Origin of the sequence: Paenibacillus sp. 203 (genome assembly GCF_037027525.1) — a bacterium.
Lineage (GTDB): Bacteria > Bacillota > Bacilli > Paenibacillales > Paenibacillaceae > Paenibacillus > Paenibacillus polymyxa_B.
Map to the genome: position 1 here is coordinate 112,359 of NZ_JAXCHD010000003.1, position 16,649 is coordinate 129,007.

Below are 16,649 nucleotides of genomic sequence, written 5' to 3' on the forward strand. Positions count from 1 at the left end.
CGCCTGTTTGCTTTACGTAACAGCTCGTCCACTCGAGGCCTCAATAGTGCCTTAGAGCAGCCGGATACCTTGAGTGGGAATTTATTATAGTGGCATAATAAACGGCTCAATTACCATGAACAGCGTAGAACCAATCATAGCTGCGAGCATAATGTAGACGAAAAAACGAACCCATTTTTTGTTCGACATGTGTAACTCCTTTAGGATAGGTTTAAGTCATAGATAAGAACATCTATCCGTATTGTAGCGTAATCGGGAAAGAGAGGAAAGTTTAATGACAGTAAAAGTAGTAAAAGACCGAATCGTACAGGAATTTATGGAACTCGTACAGGTGGATAGCGAAACGAAAAATGAGCAGGAAATATCACGTGTTCTAAAAGAAAAGTTTAATGCACTTGGGCTGGAAGTAATGGAAGACGATTCTCGTGAAAGAACCGGACATGGTTCAGGCAATCTGATCGTCACCTGGAAAGCGGAAGGTGTGGAGCAAGCACCCAAATTGTTTTTTACCTGCCATATGGATACCGTTACTCCGGGTAAAGGCATTAAGCCGCAGTTGGGTGAGGATGGCTGGATTCGTAGTGACGGTTCAACGATTCTGGGGTCTGACGACAAGGCGGGAATTGCTGCTTTGTTCGAGGCGATTCGTGTCGTGCGCGAACAGAATATTCCCCATGGTCAAATCCAGTTCGTGATTACGGCTGGTGAGGAATCTGGTTTGATGGGTGCACGGGCGATGAAGCCGGAAGTGCTAGATTCTGATTTCGGATATGCTTTGGATTCAAATGGTGAGGTCGGCTCTATTTGTATAGCTGCCCCAACGCAGGCACGTATTGAAATGAAGATAACTGGGAAGTCCGCTCATGCGGGGGTAAATCCCGAAGATGGCATTAGTGCCATTCAGGTCGCTTCTAAAGCAATCTCTAAAATGAAACTAGGACGGATTGATAAGGAAACGACCGCTAACATTGGCAGTTTCGAGGGCGGCGGCGCGACGAATGTGGTATGCGATTTTGTATTGATCCGTGCAGAGGCTCGTAGTATTGTGCAAGAAAAGGTTAATCATCAAATCCAGCATATGCGTGAAGCACTGGAAACCACCACACGTGAATTTGGTGCACAGGGAGAGTTCCGCAGTGAAGTCATCTATCCGGCATTCAGCTTTACAGAGCATGATGAAGTTGTACAGGTTGCTCAGCGTGCGATTCAAAGACTGGGACTGGCAACGCCAACCTTCCATTCCGGTGGTGGCTCAGATGCTAATGTATTTAATGGGCTTGGAATTCCAACGGTGAATTTGGCTGTGGGCTACCAGAACATCCATACAACAGAGGAAAAGATTAAGGCCGATGACTTGGTGAAGGTTGCTGAAGTTGTCGTAGCTCTGATTCAAGAAACCACAAAATAAATTTGTATTATACACTTGCAACATACTGAAAAAGGTTCAGGTTAAAGACAGGAACAGCGTTCCTTCGTCTTTAGACCTGAACCTTTTTTGGAACAGCTAGCGAAGCGATGGTGGCTGTAGGTCCATGTTCCTTTTGCCATTGACGCAAGAGTGCTTGAATCTGCCAGGCTTTACCAACGATATGGAGGGTGCTTTCAGTACAGTAGCTTTTCATTTCTGCATCTCCTCAGGACAGGAAGTTTGTTATTCTACCACCAGCATATGTACAAAGTGGACAAGTTAGACTAACTTTGGTGATAATTAATAAAGAAAGATAGATATGAAGGAGGAAACTTACCGATGAACGAGCAAACGAACGGACAATTGAACAATCCAACAAACGATGCACATCGCAAGCCTTATTCCAATCCTGCGCTGGAGGAAAAGACCGTGTCCACACAGCCTATCTTTGAGGGAAAGGTCATTACATTACAGGTAGACACGGTAGAGCTTCCCGACGGCTCCACTGGCAAGCGTGAGATCGTAAAGCATCCAGGTGCGGTGGCTGTTTTGGCACTACATAAAGGGAAAATGCTGGTCGTGGACCAGTACAGACAGGCGATGGGGCGCTGTGAGGTAGAAATTCCTGCAGGTAAGCTAGAGCGGGGTGAAGACCCGATGGAAGCAGCGGGGCGTGAGCTGAGAGAAGAGACAGGTTATACTGCTAAGTCGTTGAAGCTGCTGCACTCCTTTTATACCTCTCCTGGCTTTGCGGATGAAATCATTCATCTGTATGTGGCCGAAGAACTGGAGTTAGGTGAGATGGAACCGGATGAGGATGAATTTCTGGAGCTGTTTGAGGTGACGCTGGAAGAAGCACAGACGCTCATTCGTGAAGGACGGATTAGTGATGCTAAAACGATTCTGGCCGTCTATGCATGGCAACTCCGCCAACTTACAGGGAGCTTCTAAGCGTATGGATGAAAATATAGTAGAACTTAACGACTACTTTGCAGACTTGCATATTCATATTGGCAGGACAGAGAAGGGAAATCCGGTCAAAATTAGTGGCAGCCGCGATCTGACCTTTGCCAACATAGCTAAGGAAGCCTCCGGTCGCAAAGGAATTGGGCTGATCGGTATCATTGACTGCCATGCACCTAATGTACAGGAGGATATTCATACCTATTTACATACGGGTGAAATGAAGGAAATCAGCGGCGGAGGTATCGCATACCGGGATACGGTCATTCTCCTTGGCACGGAGCTGGAAATACGTGCTGAAGGTCGTCCTGAGACGCACGTACTGGCCTATTTTCCAGATCTGGTGGCGATGGAGGATTTTACCCAATGGCTGGCCCGGCATATGAAAAATGTTAATCTCAGCTCACAACGAATCTATGCACCGCCACGCGAGTTGCAGCAGCAAATTTACGGACGTGGAGGCATTATGGTGCCTGCGCACGTCTTTACTCCTCATAAGGGCATATACGGCAGTTCAGCGGCTCGTATGGAGGAACTGCTGGATATGGAGCTCATTAGTGGGGTGGAGCTGGGGCTGAGCGCAGATTCATCTATGGCCGGTTTGATTTCGGAACTGGATCGCTTCAGCTTTCTCACGAATTCAGATGCCCATTCACTTGGGAAAATCGGACGAGAATACAATAAATTATCACTGGCAAAGCCGTGTTTTGATGAATTCAGAATGGCTTTGGAGCGGCGGGAAGGACGACGGGTGCGTGCCAATTACGGATTAAATCCGAAACTGGGCAAATACCATCGTTCTTACTGTCAAAGCTGCGGTACGATTATTGACGAGCAACAGATGGCGGATGAACGTTGTCCTGACTGTGGTCATACCAAGCTTGTGCGAGGTGTGTTGGATCGAATATGGAGCATTGCCGACCGTGAGCAACCCATGATTCCGCCCCATCGTCCGCCGTACATTTACCAGATTCCACTGGAGTTTATTCCAGGTCTGGGCAAAGCCAAGCTGAACCAGCTATTGGCTGCATTTGGAACAGAAATGAATATTTTACATGAGGTTACACAGGAGGAGTTAGCAGCAGTCGTGGGTAAAGTGTTGGCAGAGCAAATTGTGCTTTCACGCGAGGGGCGACTGTCGCTTGTATCCGGTGGTGGTGGAACATACGGCAAAATAGCTAAGTCCTAGTAAAGTCTTGTCCCTCTAAAGGCATATCAGCGTCTGCTTGTTCATAACCATAAATTATCTTGCCGCTGGCTTGGCACATCATTCGTGATGTTTGATCTGCAGCGAAAGCTGCCCCATTTCTAGCCATCAGCCATCGGATTACGGTTGTTTTTTGGACAAACAAGCAGATGAAAGGGGCAGGACGCCGATGCAATGGTTTCGTCATACGTTAAAGGATCAGACGCCGTATTATGTTTTCTTGGCTGTGCTGTTTCTGGTGGGAGTCGTCTTTGGCGCACTTATGGTAAACGCACTCTCGCTGGAGCAGTTACAGGATTTGTCCCGTTACCTGAAGGATTTTTTTGTAACGGTCAATCAAAACGAACAGGGCTTCGCTGATTCGCAGGCGGCCTCGACCTTTTGGGATAGCGTATCTTTACATCTGAAATGGGTCGGCCTAATTTGGGTGTGTGGCCTTTCGGTTATTGGTCTACCGGGCATTCTTGTATTGAATTTCCTCAAGGGTGTGCTAATCGGATTTTCAGTAGGTTATATGGTGGGGCAATATTCGTGGAAAGGACTGCTATTTTCTTTGGTTTCAGTTGCTCCCCATAACCTGCTCGTGATTCCGGTACTGCTCGTCTGCAGCGTGGCTGCGATGACTTTTTCCATCCATATGATCAAAACCAAAATACTCGCTACCCGGCCGTCAGACGGAATGCTGCGTCCGTTGCTGTCTTACGCAGGATTGACTGCTGTGATGATGGTGCTTCTTATTGGTAGCGCGTCCTTTGAAACTTGGATCACCCCGGTTATGATGCAATGGGTCACTCCTATGCTGACAGCTTCCGTGTCATCTTGATCCGTTTCAAAATGTTTGACTTTATTTGTATAGACCCCCTATAATAATAGGAGTGAAAAAAGTGCAGTAGGCAGTAGCTTTGCAGGGGGAGGGAGACACATGGAAGCACGGATCGAAAAAATTAAGCAGCAACTGCAATCCCAGGGCTACAAACTAACGCCTCAGCGGGAAGCCACCGTCAGAGTTTTACTTGAGAACGAAGATGATCATCTGAGTGCGGAAGATGTATTTATGCTCGTCAAAGAGAAAGCTCCCGAAATCGGTCTGGCAACCGTATACCGTACCCTAGAACTGCTAAGTGAACTGCATGTCGTGGAGAAAATTAATTTTGGTGATGGCGTTGCGCGTTACGATTTGCGCGGCGATACAACCAAACATCACCATCACCATTTGATATGTGTGCAGTGTGGCAGTGTAGATGAAATACTGGAAGATTGGCTTGGACCATTGGAGGAGCGCCTGGAACGGGAATATAATTTTACCGTAGTGGATCATCGTTTGGACTTCCACGGTATTTGTTATCGTTGTAAGGCGAAGAACGATACGACTGCTCAGAAATCTTTGGGCAAATCCAAAAAAAACAAATCTCAGGACTAAAAGCTGACTACCCAAGCTCTCACCGACGAAGATGCGTTCGGGAGAGCTTTTTTGGTTCGGGATCTGTTGTTCGGGATTAAGCGGTATAAAAAGGAATAGCTTGTCATACCCTTCCATAGAGAGTCCTAATTAGGGCCATATTCTGGGGAAAAGGCGGCTGATCCACATGGTACTATCGTTGCGGAGAGGACTAAAATGGCTGCGTTTGGTAATCTTGTTCGGGGTACTAGCATGTATGTTCTTTTTTAGCCTCAGGCTGTTTACAGATTGGATAACACCTGTAGATCATTACCGAATACCGGAAGGACATGCAGTTAAGGTATTTGGCGGACAAAAAGTAAATGAAGGGTCCGAGCATCGAATAGCAGTGTTGGAACGTTTACGTTTCTTTTACTGGTATGGTGAATAGTCTAAGTAATCGGTCTTGATGAGCTTATGAAATGAAGGCAGCACACGAAGAAGCAGACGCTGAGACTGAACCGCTGTATGCAGAACAAGGAGACTTTTGGAACTCATGAAAATGTACATTCAACCTTTCGCTCAATATATGGAAGAGGAAAAGGGTTTGTCGCGCAGCACTTTGGAAGCGTATCAACGAGACGTACAGCAGTTTGTCGAGTTCGCAGAAAGCTGTGGTATTGAGCAGCCGGATAATGTCCAACGGTCACATCTGGTACTGTATTTGGGCCATTTGAAGGAACAGGGAAAAGCTGCGGCGACGATATCACGTAGCGTCGCCTCCATTCGCTCCTTTTTTCATTTTCTTATCCGGGAGGGAATTACGATCCATGATCCGTCCGTTCTGCTGGAGTTGCCTAAAGCGACTAAAAAGAAGCCCTCGGTGCTAACGCAGGATGAGGTAGAGCGTTTGCTGGCCGCGCCAGATGTGACTGCCCCGCAAGGGGTGCGAGACAAGGCGATGCTGGAGTTGTTATATGCGACGGGCATTCGCGTATCGGAGCTGATTGCCCTTAACGTGTGTGATGTGCGCACCGATCTGCGCTTTGTGCACTGTGGCGGCGAGGCAGGCAAAGAGCGTGTTGTACCGATTAGCCGTGAGGCATCACAGTGGGCACAAGCCTACATGGACGAGCAGCGTCTATTATTGCTGAGATCCGGGCAGGGTGAAGAAGCTCAGGTAGAGCAGGAAGCCATGTTCCTGAACGTATCTGGACAGCGTCTCAGTAGACAGGGCTTCTGGAAAATGATTAAGAAGTACGGCCAGGAAGCAGGCATAAGCGAGGATATCACGCCCCACACGCTGCGGCATTCCTTTGCGGTACATATGCTGGAGGGCGGAGCGGACTTACGCTCTGTACAGGAAATGCTGGGTCATGCTGATCTGTCAACGACGCAGGTATATGCGCAGACGGCAAGACGGAATATGAAGGAAGTATATGAAAAGCATCACCCGCACGGCGGCAACCGCACTTCTCATGAAAGCAAAGATCGAACGTAACGATACTTTACTTTCATAGAAAATGTGATTATGACTATAACTTTACGATTGTACAAGTCAGGAGAGATATTAATGTCAACAGCCAACCAAGCTACAATTCAGGAAGCAGCAGAATATATCCGTGCCAAAAGCGGAATACGTCCAGAGATTGGTCTTATTCTGGGATCGGGTCTCGGTATTCTGGCCGATTTAATTCAGGATGGAATTAGTATTCCTTATCAGGATATTCCCCATTTTCCTGTATCGACCGTAGAAGGTCATGAGGGAGAATTACTGTTAGGCACGATTGAAGGTCGCGCTGTCGTCATGATGAAAGGGCGCTTCCATATGTATGAGGGCTATGGCCCACAACTGACGGCTTTCCCAGTTCGGGTGATGAAGCAATTGGGGATTCAAAGTCTGCTGGTGACGAATGCAGCAGGTGGTGTAAATACTTCCTACGAAGCAGGCGATCTGATGGTCATCTCGGATCATCTTAATCTGACAGGACAAAATCCGCTGATCGGACCGAACGATGCCGGTCTGGGCGTTCGTTTTCCAGACATGTCGGAGGCGTACAGCCGCCGCTTGCGTGAAATTGCCAAGCAAACGGCTAACCAACAGGGCTTCAGCCTGCAAGAAGGTGTATATGCTGGATTGCTGGGCCCTAACTATGAAACGCCTGCTGAAATCGTTATGCTGCGTACACTGGGCGCAGATGCGGTGGGTATGTCGACCGTATCTGAGGTTATTGTAGCCCGTCATGCAGGTATTGAGGTACTGGGCTTCTCCTGTATCACGAATATGGCTGCAGGCATTCTGGATCAACCTTTGTCCCATGGTGAAGTGATGGAGACGGCAGAGAAGGTACGTGAGCAATTTTTGAAACTTGTGCTAGCGATTATTCCACAAATGTAGATTGGGGATCATGTTCAACCGAAGCGGTGGACATATATCCCAAGAACCCCGTATCCGAACGCCTTTTGTTGGCGTGGGTACGGGGTTCTTTTTCACATACAGCGGTTGAGCTGAGTATGATCTCCTAATGAAGAGGCTGTGTGCTCAATGCAGTTGAATTCGCTTTTTCTGCTACAGCCAGTTTATGTCGTTCTTGCACCTTGATCACAATAACCATAAAAATAATCCAGTAAATAGATAGCGAGTTCAGGAAACGGCTGTCCGTTATATTATTCAATACGATAAAAAGGAAAAAAACCGCTGCCGTTAGCCATGTATACATATCTGCTTTACCAATTCTGAATTTAAATAAAGTGGTTATGGCGAGTGTAATGGTTGCCAGTAGTCCTGTAAGGCCCACATCGATCCACAGATCTCGGAAACCGCTATGGCTGCTTGTCAGATCAAATCGAATTCCATTCGCATAGATACTGGGCCGGGCTGCCCAGTAGGAGCCGTAACCATGTCCGAACCAGTAATGGCTCTGAATAGCACCACCAATCCCCTGCCAGATTTCCGTTCTTCCAGTTAAGGTCGTTGTTTTTCCAAATTCCGACGCAATCGCATCTCCATAAGTAAAGATGAATACCAAACCCAAAAGAACGAACAAGCAGGAACAGCTAATGAAGAAACCGCGTAATGCAATGCTTCGGATTCTCTTGAATAGCAATATAAACAATATAAATACGAAGAGCGAAGATGTCAGCACCAAAGAGGTGGTAGATTGGCACTCGATGAGCAATAAGGCATTGAGTAAGATGAAGCCAATATGCAAAACTTTATGTTTACCCCTGAAAAAGTAAATAACATGTGAAACAAAACTTAACAGAGAGAGAGTTCCAAGTGTATTTTTATGACCAGAGATGCCCTTCCATAGCCCAGTATGTTCTACGCCACCATGAATAGCAAAGGAGGGAACGAGCAAAACGGCGAGTAGATTAAGTATGCTCAAAATACTTAACGTAACGACTAAGAGGCGAATGCAGCCCTGTGTTGTATAATGGGTGACCAAATAGAGCCCAAAGGTAGAGAAGGCAAGAAATTTGAGAACCATCAGCAAGGAAGAGGTCTGCTCTTGTTCAGCCCATAAACAGGAGGCAGCGATGTACAGCATGAGTAAAGTCAGCAACGGATTGTCGACTAAGGTTGCGATCAATGACTTGAGTGAAGGTAGTAGCATGGTATAGCTGAACAACAGAATAAGCAGGGAAATCGTGATAACTCTGGGGGACAAACCCTGACAAGCATAAGGAATCGAAAAAGCCAGTAAACCAGCTACGGTAAGTACATGTTTCACGATTTCACCACCTAGATACATTATGTATCTATAATATACAAAACGTATCTTCTTGTACAATAATAATAAAATATTTATTTTCATTTTTCTCAAGCCTAGAGCAAGCCCTATTGTGCATATACTCAGTCCATGCTAAGAAAATGAAGAATTCTTCGGCTTGGTTAAAAAGGAACTTTTTACGTTTTTAAACATGGGGGTGTTCGGGTGGCGAATCATTTTACAGACCGTTTGAAGTTGAATTTGAGTGGTACAGGCAAAGACTTAACGCCGCAGCAATTAAATGAAAATTTTAAAACCATTGAAAAAGAATTCATTGAACGCAGTGCAAACGTAAGTTGGTTTGGAGCTGCTGGTGATGGTATTCAGGATGACACGGCAGCTTTGCAGGAGTTGATTAATAAGACCCCCGATTATTCCATTCTTCACATCCCCAGTGGACGATACAAAATAACCTCTACCCTACAGATCCGCAAGCAGGGTGTGCGCATTTTTGGCATTCATAAGGGCAGATACCGACAAGGCAAAGGTGTTACGTCGATTGAATTTTATGGTACGGGTCCTTGTTTTCAAATTGGAGATGAAAGTCTACCATCGTTTAGCGGATTTCAAAATGTGCAGTTTCATGACTTATCGATCCGGTACGAGGGGGCTGAGAGATCCACATTAAATAATCCGTTTTCGCAGTCAGTGAAGCGTGGATATTATGGCAAAGGTACTTTAGGTATTCAGGATTGGAAGGGCGGTGGAGTTGCCCTAGATAACGTCCTAATTGAGCATTTTGAAACGGCTTTTTGGGGCTACGAAAGTGATGTGAATTTATTTAAATGCACGGAGATTAATTACAATAAAACAGGGATTCACTTACAGAATAGAAGTTCACAGTTTACTAGCATAGCGCTTTTTACATTGGGGAACGATACGGCATTGGATCTGAACAGCTCCAACGGAGCCAGATTTTTGGCTAGCCAGCACATTAAGGATGGGAGTTCCAATGATATTCCCATTCTAATTAATGATTTTATGAACGCTGAATTTATAGGTTGCTGGTTTGAGGGACTAAGCAGAGAGCATAAGATGACAGTGCCTTCTTTTATTCAGATTGGTGCTACCAAAGAAACGAAAAATGTGGCCTTGCGTGACTCCATTTTAGCGATAGCGGACAAATTCGATGACACCCAATCCGTATGTAACTATTTTGTGGATGTGGTCATTGGCAAAAAAGTTTTGGTGGACGAGGTGGGAGGGTATCCCCGTAATCTAAAGCAGCTTATTTCTTTCTCTGGTAGCTCTTCCACACAGCAGGTGACACTTCGCTCACATTTGGATTTTAGCTATAGCAATAATCGTTATGACGAGAACAATGGGACAGGGCAGGCTTTGCTGCTAGTCGAGAAATACTCGAACAACGGGATTGAACATTTGGACGAAACCTTTGTTAAAGCCTACTTGGGAGCAAGGCAAAATCTCCCCGCAGGTAGCTGGCAGAAGGTAAAGTTCAATCAAATCAACTATGATGAGCTGATCGAATTCGACGCGGCGAATAGCCGATGGCGAGCCAAGCGAGCTGGGAAATACAGAATACAAGTTTACATTTCGACCGACCCTCAAGTGGATGGTAATCGCACACGGCTGGCACTTCACCTGAATGATGAGCAGCTTGCCGGGAGCTCCGCCTATGCCTATCTCGATGATAGGGTTATCGGCGGACTGAACTATAGTGCATTGAGTGGAGCAATGGAACTTAGGCTGGAAGCGAATTCTTTTATTGATATACGGGTATTTAGTCAAAATACAATGGATATTTTACCGGGTGGCGGTATCACATATCTCACCGTAAGCCGAATTTAAACCATTATTTCACAGACGATAGATGTTCTGTCTTTTTATATATTGGAAAATGCGCACCATGCTGACTCAGCTTGGTGCTATTTGATGTTTTTATCCATATGGAATATTTTTCTTTCATTCTGACGACAATGGTTAGCAGCACGCGAATAGGCCGGAGGGTTAAGTAAGCTCCGGTGCTTTACGCCAATATGTTGAGGAGGGAACCGATTGTGAAGAAAAAAGTGGTGGCGTTCATCCTGGCTTGCCTGGTAGCCTTGACTGCCGTCCCTGTCGGCGGTTGGGCCGAAGAAAGCATACCTGAAAGCAAAACCAAAGAGGGATCAGCGGCTGAGCTAGCTCCCCAGGCTCTCTCGGCGATCCTGATGGATGCAGATACGGGCACAGTCATCTATGAAAAAAACAGTCGTGAAAAGCTTCCTCCAGCGAGCATCACCAAGATTATGACGATGTTGCTGACCATGGAGGCCATTCAGGATGGCAAGCTTAAGCTGACCGATAAAGTTCGTGCCAGCGAATATGCATCTTCAATGGGGGGCTCGCAAATTTTCTTGGAGCCGGGAGAAGAAATGACGGTCGATGAGATGCTGAAGGGAATCGCGATGGCTTCCGGCAATGACGCTTCTGTGGCGATGGCTGAGAAAATTGCAGGGTCTGAGCAGGCTTTTGTCGACATGATGAACGCCAAGGTGCAGCAGCTCGGGCTCAAGGATACCCATTTTGCCAATTGCAACGGTTTGCCTGTCGAGAATCACTATTCTTCTGCGCATGATATTGCGGTTATGAGCCGGGAGTTGTTGAAATACCCGCAAATTACGAAATATACGGGTGCCTATCAGGACTATTTGCGCAAATCCTCGGTAAAACCCTTTTGGCTGGTAAATACGAATAAGCTTGTCCGTTTCTATACTGGAGCAGACGGGCTGAAAACAGGCTATACGGGAGAAGCAAAGTTCTGTCTTTCCGCTACTGCGAAGCGTGATGGCTTGCGTGTCGTAGCTGTTGTGCTTGGGGAGCCGAATACAAAGATACGCAACAATGAAGTATCTTCTATGTTCGACTATGCGTTTTCTCAATATACAATGAAATCCATATACAAGCCGGGTGAATTGCTGGGTAGTGTAAAAGTTGAAAAAGGCGTATTGCCAGAGCTGAAAATTCAGGCTGAGCGTTTTTACAGCGTGTTGGTGAAAAAAGGTGGCAACAAACAAACGTTGCGTCATGAATTACAACTGTCCCCAAGCCTCAAAGCTCCTGTCCGGGCTGGTGACCCAGTCGGTAAGCTGGTCGTCTATCAGGATGGACAACGTCTTAAGGAGTTTAATATCACTTCGCCTGTGGCTATCGAAAAGGCCGGATGGTGGAAATTGTTTAAACGTACCATGTCGAACCTATTTTCTTTGTAGATTTTACGGGGTTTTCTTCTAGTTTTGTCGGAGGGCAGGAATCGTCTGCGGCTACGTAGAAATCCTTGTCCAAGACCGGGAGGAGAGTGAGTAAGCATGAACCTGCAAATTGAAATGGAGCATCACCGGGGGGTACTGATTGTAAGGCTGTCTGGTGAGCTTGATCACCATACGTCGGACATGGTCCGTATGCAAATGGATGAGGCGATTCAGCGTCGGCAATGCGAGCATATTGTGCTCAGCCTGAAGAATCTTCAGTTTATGGATAGCTCCGGCCTTGGCGTTATCTTGGGACGGTACAAACTGATCAAGCAAAAGGGCGGGAAAATGGCAGTCTGTGATGTCAATCCGCCAGTACACCGACTGCTGGATATGTCAGGGCTGTTCAAAATCATGCCCATATATGACAACGAGGGAAATGCGCTCACGGAACTGGAGGTAGTGTCATGAGAGAAGGCACGGGTAACAATTTCATGAGCTTGCAGTTTGCTGCCAAATCGGAGAATGAAGCATTTGCTCGTGTGGCTGTCGCGGCATTTATTTCTAGGCTTGATCCCACAATGGATGAGCTAAGTGATTTGAAAACTGTGGTGTCTGAAGCGGTGACAAACAGCATTATTCACGGTTATGACAGCGACCCGTCAGGTGTCGTAACGATCAAAGTCAGGATTGAAGCGGACGTGATTACGTTGGTTGTTGAGGACGCAGGCCGAGGAATTGAGGATCTGGAACTTGCCAAGCAACCTCTATATACGTCCAAACCTGAATTGGAACGCTCCGGCATGGGCTTTACGATTATGGAAAATTTCATGGATGAGTTTGAAGCAGTCAGTGAGCCGGGCGGAGGCACGTCGGTCCGGATGAAGAAAAGGATTGAATCCAAGAAAGCTTTATACAATTAGGAGTTGATCCTATGGAAGCAGGAGGAAAAAAAACTTCGCACAGCTATTTGGAGGATGCGGAAGTCAAACGGCTTATTGCACTGAGTCAATCCGGTGATAATGAGGCTCGTGAGACACTGGTCAATAGTAATATCCGGCTCGTCTGGTCTGTCGTGCAGCGCTTTATGAACCGGGGGTATGAACCTGACGATCTTTTTCAAATTGGTTGCATCGGCTTGTTAAAATCGGTGGATAAATTCGATCTCAGCTACGAAGTCAAATTTTCAACATATGCAGTACCGATGATTATCGGTGAGATTCAACGGTTCCTGCGTGATGACGGTACACTCAAAGTTAGCCGTTCCTTGAAGGAAACGGCCAATAAGGTCCGCAAAATGAAAGACGAGCTATCCAAACGGCTCAACCGTCTGCCTACAGTCAAGGAAGTTGCTGATGAGCTGGGAGTGACACCGGAGGATGTTGTTTTTGCGCAGGAGGCCAATAAGCCGCCTACTTCCATTCACGAAACGGTGTTCGAAAATGACGGTGATCCGATTACACTTATGGATCAGATTGCTGACGAATCACAGGAAAGGTGGTTCGACAAGCTGGCACTCAATGAAGCCATTGGCGGACTATCTGAGCGGGAACGGTTGATTGTGTACCTGCGCTATTACCGGGATCAGACTCAATCAGAGGTTGCAAGTCGGCTTGGTATTTCTCAGGTACAGGTATCACGGCTGGAAAAAAAGATTTTACAACTGATCCGCGATCAGATTGCCCAATAATAACAGTCAGGATCTTAGTGAAATCCTTATGCTTACGTATTTAAAAAGGGTATTCCAAAGCCATTTTAATGGCCAGGGGTACTCTTTTTTGCGTGGGGTAAAAGACAATACACAGAATAGGTTTCCTCTCTTCGTTCCATACTAATCGATAATTACGAGGATAAGGAGGGGATCGGATGACTCATAGTCCGGCTCCTACAGTAGCTCCTATTGTCTACTTGAGGCTCCGCAGCCGTGTCCGCATGATACAAGGGCAGGATTTACATTTGGGTGATGTAGCCCATCTGCTGACTAATCCTGAATGGGAAAAGGATCTGCTTGAGCTTGTTCTCAAGCGCCCGCAGCACCAGGACGGTAATCTGATACTGATAGACATGCTGCAGATCATAGCAAAAATTAGAGATCATATTCCGGGGGTCATAGTTGAATCTCTCGGGAAGCCGCATGTACTTGTGGAACTCGTGGAGAAACCCCGTAAGCCGTCCAAAATACTGTTTGTTTTGGTATGGGTGCTTCTGTTTTTTGGCTCTGCGCTGACAATTATGAATTTTCATGCCGACGTTAGCATGATGGAGGTACAGGTTCGGATTGTGGAGATGATTACGGGACATAAAGATGAACATCCGTACCTGTTTCAAATTGCTTACTCGATCGGCATCGGCTTTGGCATGATCGTTTTTTTTAATCACTTGTTCAAGAAAAATTGGAACGAGGAGCCGACGCCGCTGGAGGTGGAAATGTATCTGTACCAGGAAAATGTGGATCAGTATGTTGTGGCAGAGGAGTATGAAAAGATGGCCCGTTTGCACACAAAGGATAAGAAACCATGATATTTGTACAGGCTGCACTTCAGATTATCTTAGGTATTGCTGGGGGCCTTGCGGTGGGTAGCGGTGTAATTGCTTTTTTTATTGTGCTCGATATCATGCCGCGATTAGCACAACTCACCCGTACGTATAAAAAATCACGTGCATACGAAAAGGCAATGATTATAGGTTCAGTGCTGGGGACTGTGGTCGATTTTTGGAACATCTGCTTGCCACTACCGGGCATATTTACATGGATACCTGGGTTGTTTTGCGGAGTGTTTATTGGTTTGCTCGCCGCGGCTTTAACGGAGGTATTGAATCTCCTGCCTATACTCGCCAAGCGACTCCACATGACCGTGTATATGTTCGGCCTATTAATGGCAATGGTGCTTGGCAAGGTGACGGGTTCCTTATTTGACTGGTTTGTATACAACCGTTAACAACGAAAGCGAAGGGGGCAAGGAATATGGATCGCAGAGCGGATCAAGAGCATCAGGAGCAACATCAAGAAGACAGGGGAATCGGAAAGGAATATCATACTGACGGAGAAGAGTTGAGTCCATGGAAGGAAAAGCAGGCGCAGGAATCTGCGCGTTTTAAACACAAAAAAGAGAGTGAGCGGTCTGATAACGTAGAGGAGTCCGTTCGCTACTGGCAGGCCGAAGATGATATATCGCCGAGAATGAAGGATAATAAGAATACACTTGAAACAGTATTAGGCTTGGGGGAGACCTTTGATGTTGTATTCAGGGAAATGACACTGGGTGGGCGTCATACCGGATATCTGTTCCTAAATACCTTTGCGAAAGATCAGATCATGCTTGAAGTGCTAAAGCGTCTCACCTATCTGACGCCGGATAATCTCTCTTCGGATGGACTACAAGCGTATTTCGAAAATTTTATTCCACATATTCAGGTGGAGAAGACAGATAAGATGTCTGTCGTCATTAACAAGGTGCTGACAGGAATGAGTGCCTTTTTCATGGAAGGCGAACGTTTTTCCCTTATTCTGGATACTCGTAATTATCCGGTGCGTAGTCCGGAGGAACCTTCTTTGGAGCGGGTTGTGCGCGGTGCCCGCGACGGGTTTACTGAAACAATGCTTACAAATGTAAGTCTGGTGCGCCGACGTTTGCGGGACCCAGGACTTAAATTTGAGGCTATGCAGGTCGGACGCCGAACCCGAACAGACGTATGTTTGGGCTACATTGACGATATTGTGGATAAGGTGATGGTGGATACTGTACGAGACAAAATTAAAAATGTTAATTTGGATGGTATTCCTCTGGCCGATAAGCAATTAGAGGAGACGATTATCAATAAAGGTTGGAATCCATATCCATTAGTACGATATTCGGAGCGACCAGATGTCGTGGCTTCGCATATTATGGAAGGAAGGCTCGTTATTTTCGTCGATACCTCACCCAGCGTGATGATCTTGCCTACCACTTTTTTTGACTTGTGTCAGCATGCAGAAGAAAATCGGCAAACCGCTTTTATGGGAAGTTATTTGCGCTGGGTACGTTTTTTAGGCATATTTGCCTCGATGTTTCTGCTTCCCATGTGGCTGCTAATGGTCATCAATCCCGAATTAAAACCGGCGTTTCTCGATTTTATCGGTCCTCAAAAGGAAGCACATCTTCCGCTGATTGCACAGTTTATCATCGTGGAACTAGGGGTCGATCTCATGCGAATGGCGGCTGTGCATACTCCGACACCACTGGCTTCCGCTATGGGCTTGATCGCAGCTATTCTGGTCGGTGACATAGCGGTTCAGACGGGACTTTTCGTGAATGAGGTCGTGCTGTATATGGCTGTCGCTGCCATAGGAATGTTCGCAACGCCGAGCTATGAGCTAGGGCTGGCGAATAGACTGATTCGACTATTCCTGCTGGTTGCTGTTGCGATTTTTCATGTACCTGGCTTTGTCGTGGGTACGACACTGATCATTTTGATGCTGACGCTGCATCGGTCATATAATTCTTCGTATTTGTGGCCGTTCATTCCTTTTAACGCCAAAGCGTTAGCTTCCATCTTGTTCCGTATGCCTGTACTAGATGCGCCTAACCGCCCGTCATTTAACAAAACTAGGGACAATACGCGTATGCCCCATACGGATGCCGACACAGATTCGAACTCAGGCAATGGACAGGAGCATTAATATAAATGATCTGCATAAAAATCCATTGTTCTTGATGTTTTTTTTGCTATACTGGTGTAAACATTCGAT

19 protein-coding genes are annotated in these 16,649 nt (G+C 46.4%); 16 read left to right on the forward strand and 3 right to left on the reverse strand.

Translation table 11 applies throughout. The annotated features are described in order from the left end of the window. Positions 1 to 84 precede the first annotated feature (84 nt). Complete coding sequence (gene prli42 / locus WA407_RS06870; RefSeq protein ID WP_023989226.1) at positions 85 to 189, reverse strand: stressosome-associated protein Prli42; 105 nt, start codon at positions 187 to 189, stop codon at positions 85 to 87. 85 nt (positions 190 to 274) lie between these two features. On the opposite strand from prli42, the gene WA407_RS06875 reads away from it, so the two are divergent. Continuing rightward, complete coding sequence (locus WA407_RS06875; RefSeq protein WP_039270980.1) at positions 275 to 1,408, forward strand: tripeptidase T; 1,134 nt, start codon at positions 275 to 277, stop codon at positions 1,406 to 1,408. 70 nt (positions 1,409 to 1,478) lie between these two features. Here the strand turns inward: WA407_RS06875 and mciZ are convergent, their stop codons facing one another. Beyond that, positions 1,479 to 1,622 carry a Z-ring formation inhibitor MciZ gene (mciZ, locus tag WA407_RS06880; protein ID WP_250261079.1) on the reverse strand — a complete coding sequence of 48 codons (144 nt, stop codon included), beginning with the start codon at positions 1,620 to 1,622 and terminating at the stop codon, positions 1,479 to 1,481. 125 nt (positions 1,623 to 1,747) lie between these two features. Here mciZ and WA407_RS06885 point away from each other — a divergent pair, with 125 nt between their 5' ends. The 7 genes from WA407_RS06885 (at position 1,748) to WA407_RS06915 (ending at position 7,354) form a co-directional block, all read left to right on the forward strand. After that, positions 1,748 to 2,359, forward strand: coding sequence for an NUDIX domain-containing protein (locus WA407_RS06885; RefSeq protein WP_235309564.1), 612 nt, complete (start codon positions 1,748 to 1,750; stop codon positions 2,357 to 2,359). 4 nt (positions 2,360 to 2,363) lie between these two features. Next, a complete protein-coding gene (locus tag WA407_RS06890; RefSeq protein WP_336077031.1) occupies positions 2,364 to 3,560 on the forward strand; it encodes an endonuclease Q family protein in 1,197 nt (398 codons plus the stop codon). A gap of 187 nt (positions 3,561 to 3,747) precedes the next feature. Then, a complete protein-coding gene (spoIIM, locus tag WA407_RS06895) occupies positions 3,748 to 4,401 on the forward strand; it encodes a stage II sporulation protein M (protein WP_023989222.1) in 654 nt (217 codons plus the stop codon). A 99-nt stretch (positions 4,402 to 4,500) separates the two neighbouring features. Continuing rightward, a complete protein-coding gene (fur, locus tag WA407_RS06900; RefSeq protein WP_039270985.1) occupies positions 4,501 to 4,998 on the forward strand; it encodes a ferric iron uptake transcriptional regulator in 498 nt (165 codons plus the stop codon). Between the two features lie 166 nt (positions 4,999 to 5,164). Continuing rightward, complete coding sequence (locus tag WA407_RS06905) at positions 5,165 to 5,407, forward strand: YqzK family protein (RefSeq protein WP_043882230.1); 243 nt, start codon at positions 5,165 to 5,167, stop codon at positions 5,405 to 5,407. A 105-nt stretch (positions 5,408 to 5,512) separates the two neighbouring features. Next, complete coding sequence (gene xerD / locus WA407_RS06910) at positions 5,513 to 6,457, forward strand: site-specific tyrosine recombinase XerD (RefSeq protein WP_235309566.1); 945 nt, start codon at positions 5,513 to 5,515, stop codon at positions 6,455 to 6,457. A gap of 72 nt (positions 6,458 to 6,529) precedes the next feature. Further along, positions 6,530 to 7,354: a purine-nucleoside phosphorylase gene (locus WA407_RS06915; protein ID WP_209947348.1), complete on the forward strand. Its 825-nt coding sequence runs from the start codon at positions 6,530 to 6,532 to the stop codon at positions 7,352 to 7,354. A gap of 124 nt (positions 7,355 to 7,478) precedes the next feature. Here WA407_RS06915 and WA407_RS06920 read toward each other — a convergent pair whose 3' ends face one another. Beyond that, positions 7,479 to 8,690: an O-antigen ligase family protein gene (locus WA407_RS06920; RefSeq protein WP_039270991.1), complete on the reverse strand. Its 1,212-nt coding sequence runs from the start codon at positions 8,688 to 8,690 to the stop codon at positions 7,479 to 7,481. Positions 8,691 to 8,894: 204 nt separating this feature from the next. On the opposite strand from WA407_RS06920, the gene WA407_RS06925 reads away from it, so the two are divergent. The 8 genes from WA407_RS06925 (at position 8,895) to WA407_RS06960 (ending at position 16,580) form a co-directional block, all read left to right on the forward strand. Beyond that, on the forward strand, positions 8,895 to 10,538 hold the full coding sequence (locus tag WA407_RS06925; RefSeq protein WP_336077032.1) for a glycosyl hydrolase family 28-related protein: 1,644 nt from the start codon (positions 8,895 to 8,897) through the stop codon (positions 10,536 to 10,538). A gap of 209 nt (positions 10,539 to 10,747) precedes the next feature. After that, complete coding sequence (locus WA407_RS06930; protein WP_235309568.1) at positions 10,748 to 11,941, forward strand: D-alanyl-D-alanine carboxypeptidase family protein; 1,194 nt, start codon at positions 10,748 to 10,750, stop codon at positions 11,939 to 11,941. 96 nt (positions 11,942 to 12,037) lie between these two features. Beyond that, complete coding sequence (gene spoIIAA / locus WA407_RS06935) at positions 12,038 to 12,391, forward strand: anti-sigma F factor antagonist (RefSeq protein ID WP_013310782.1); 354 nt, start codon at positions 12,038 to 12,040, stop codon at positions 12,389 to 12,391. Further along, the gene (spoIIAB, locus tag WA407_RS06940; protein WP_039270996.1) at positions 12,388 to 12,843 is read left to right on the forward strand and encodes an anti-sigma F factor; all 456 of its coding nucleotides are present in this window, start codon (positions 12,388 to 12,390) and stop codon (positions 12,841 to 12,843) included. Before spoIIAA ends, spoIIAB begins: the two co-directional genes overlap by 4 nt. 11 nt (positions 12,844 to 12,854) lie before the next feature. Further along, a complete protein-coding gene (gene sigF / locus WA407_RS06945; protein WP_023989213.1) occupies positions 12,855 to 13,610 on the forward strand; it encodes an RNA polymerase sporulation sigma factor SigF in 756 nt (251 codons plus the stop codon). A 176-nt stretch (positions 13,611 to 13,786) separates the two neighbouring features. Then, the gene (locus tag WA407_RS06950) at positions 13,787 to 14,440 is read left to right on the forward strand and encodes a stage V sporulation protein AA (RefSeq protein WP_235309569.1); all 654 of its coding nucleotides are present in this window, start codon (positions 13,787 to 13,789) and stop codon (positions 14,438 to 14,440) included. After that, a complete protein-coding gene (locus WA407_RS06955; RefSeq protein ID WP_039271000.1) occupies positions 14,437 to 14,859 on the forward strand; it encodes a stage V sporulation protein AB in 423 nt (140 codons plus the stop codon). Before WA407_RS06950 ends, WA407_RS06955 begins: the two co-directional genes overlap by 4 nt. Positions 14,860 to 14,885: 26 nt before the next feature. After that, complete coding sequence (locus WA407_RS06960) at positions 14,886 to 16,580, forward strand: spore germination protein (protein ID WP_254328393.1); 1,695 nt, start codon at positions 14,886 to 14,888, stop codon at positions 16,578 to 16,580. The last annotated feature ends 69 nt before the right edge of the window (positions 16,581 to 16,649 follow it).

What these genes read in the sequence shown, in the direction of transcription:
- prli42 (WP_023989226.1), bottom strand. Translation starts at nt 189, where the DNA reads ATGTCGAACAAAAAATGGGTTCGTTTTTTCGTCTACATTATGCTCGCA.
- WA407_RS06875 (WP_039270980.1), top strand. Translation starts at nt 275, where the DNA reads ATGACAGTAAAAGTAGTAAAAGACCGAATCGTACAGGAATTTATGGAA.
- mciZ (WP_250261079.1), bottom strand. Translation starts at nt 1,622, where the DNA reads ATGAAAAGCTACTGTACTGAAAGCACCCTCCATATCGTTGGTAAAGCC.
- WA407_RS06885 (WP_235309564.1), top strand. Translation starts at nt 1,748, where the DNA reads ATGAACGAGCAAACGAACGGACAATTGAACAATCCAACAAACGATGCA.
- WA407_RS06890 (WP_336077031.1), top strand. Translation starts at nt 2,364, where the DNA reads ATGGATGAAAATATAGTAGAACTTAACGACTACTTTGCAGACTTGCAT.
- spoIIM (WP_023989222.1), top strand. Translation starts at nt 3,748, where the DNA reads ATGCAATGGTTTCGTCATACGTTAAAGGATCAGACGCCGTATTATGTT.
- fur (WP_039270985.1), top strand. Translation starts at nt 4,501, where the DNA reads ATGGAAGCACGGATCGAAAAAATTAAGCAGCAACTGCAATCCCAGGGC.
- WA407_RS06905 (WP_043882230.1), top strand. Translation starts at nt 5,165, where the DNA reads ATGGTACTATCGTTGCGGAGAGGACTAAAATGGCTGCGTTTGGTAATC.
- xerD (WP_235309566.1), top strand. Translation starts at nt 5,513, where the DNA reads ATGAAAATGTACATTCAACCTTTCGCTCAATATATGGAAGAGGAAAAG.
- WA407_RS06915 (WP_209947348.1), top strand. Translation starts at nt 6,530, where the DNA reads ATGTCAACAGCCAACCAAGCTACAATTCAGGAAGCAGCAGAATATATC.
- spoIIAA (WP_013310782.1), top strand. Translation starts at nt 12,038, where the DNA reads ATGAACCTGCAAATTGAAATGGAGCATCACCGGGGGGTACTGATTGTA.
- spoIIAB (WP_039270996.1), top strand. Translation starts at nt 12,388, where the DNA reads ATGAGAGAAGGCACGGGTAACAATTTCATGAGCTTGCAGTTTGCTGCC.
- sigF (WP_023989213.1), top strand. Translation starts at nt 12,855, where the DNA reads ATGGAAGCAGGAGGAAAAAAAACTTCGCACAGCTATTTGGAGGATGCG.
- WA407_RS06950 (WP_235309569.1), top strand. Translation starts at nt 13,787, where the DNA reads ATGACTCATAGTCCGGCTCCTACAGTAGCTCCTATTGTCTACTTGAGG.
- WA407_RS06955 (WP_039271000.1), top strand. Translation starts at nt 14,437, where the DNA reads ATGATATTTGTACAGGCTGCACTTCAGATTATCTTAGGTATTGCTGGG.
- WA407_RS06960 (WP_254328393.1), top strand. Translation starts at nt 14,886, where the DNA reads ATGGATCGCAGAGCGGATCAAGAGCATCAGGAGCAACATCAAGAAGAC.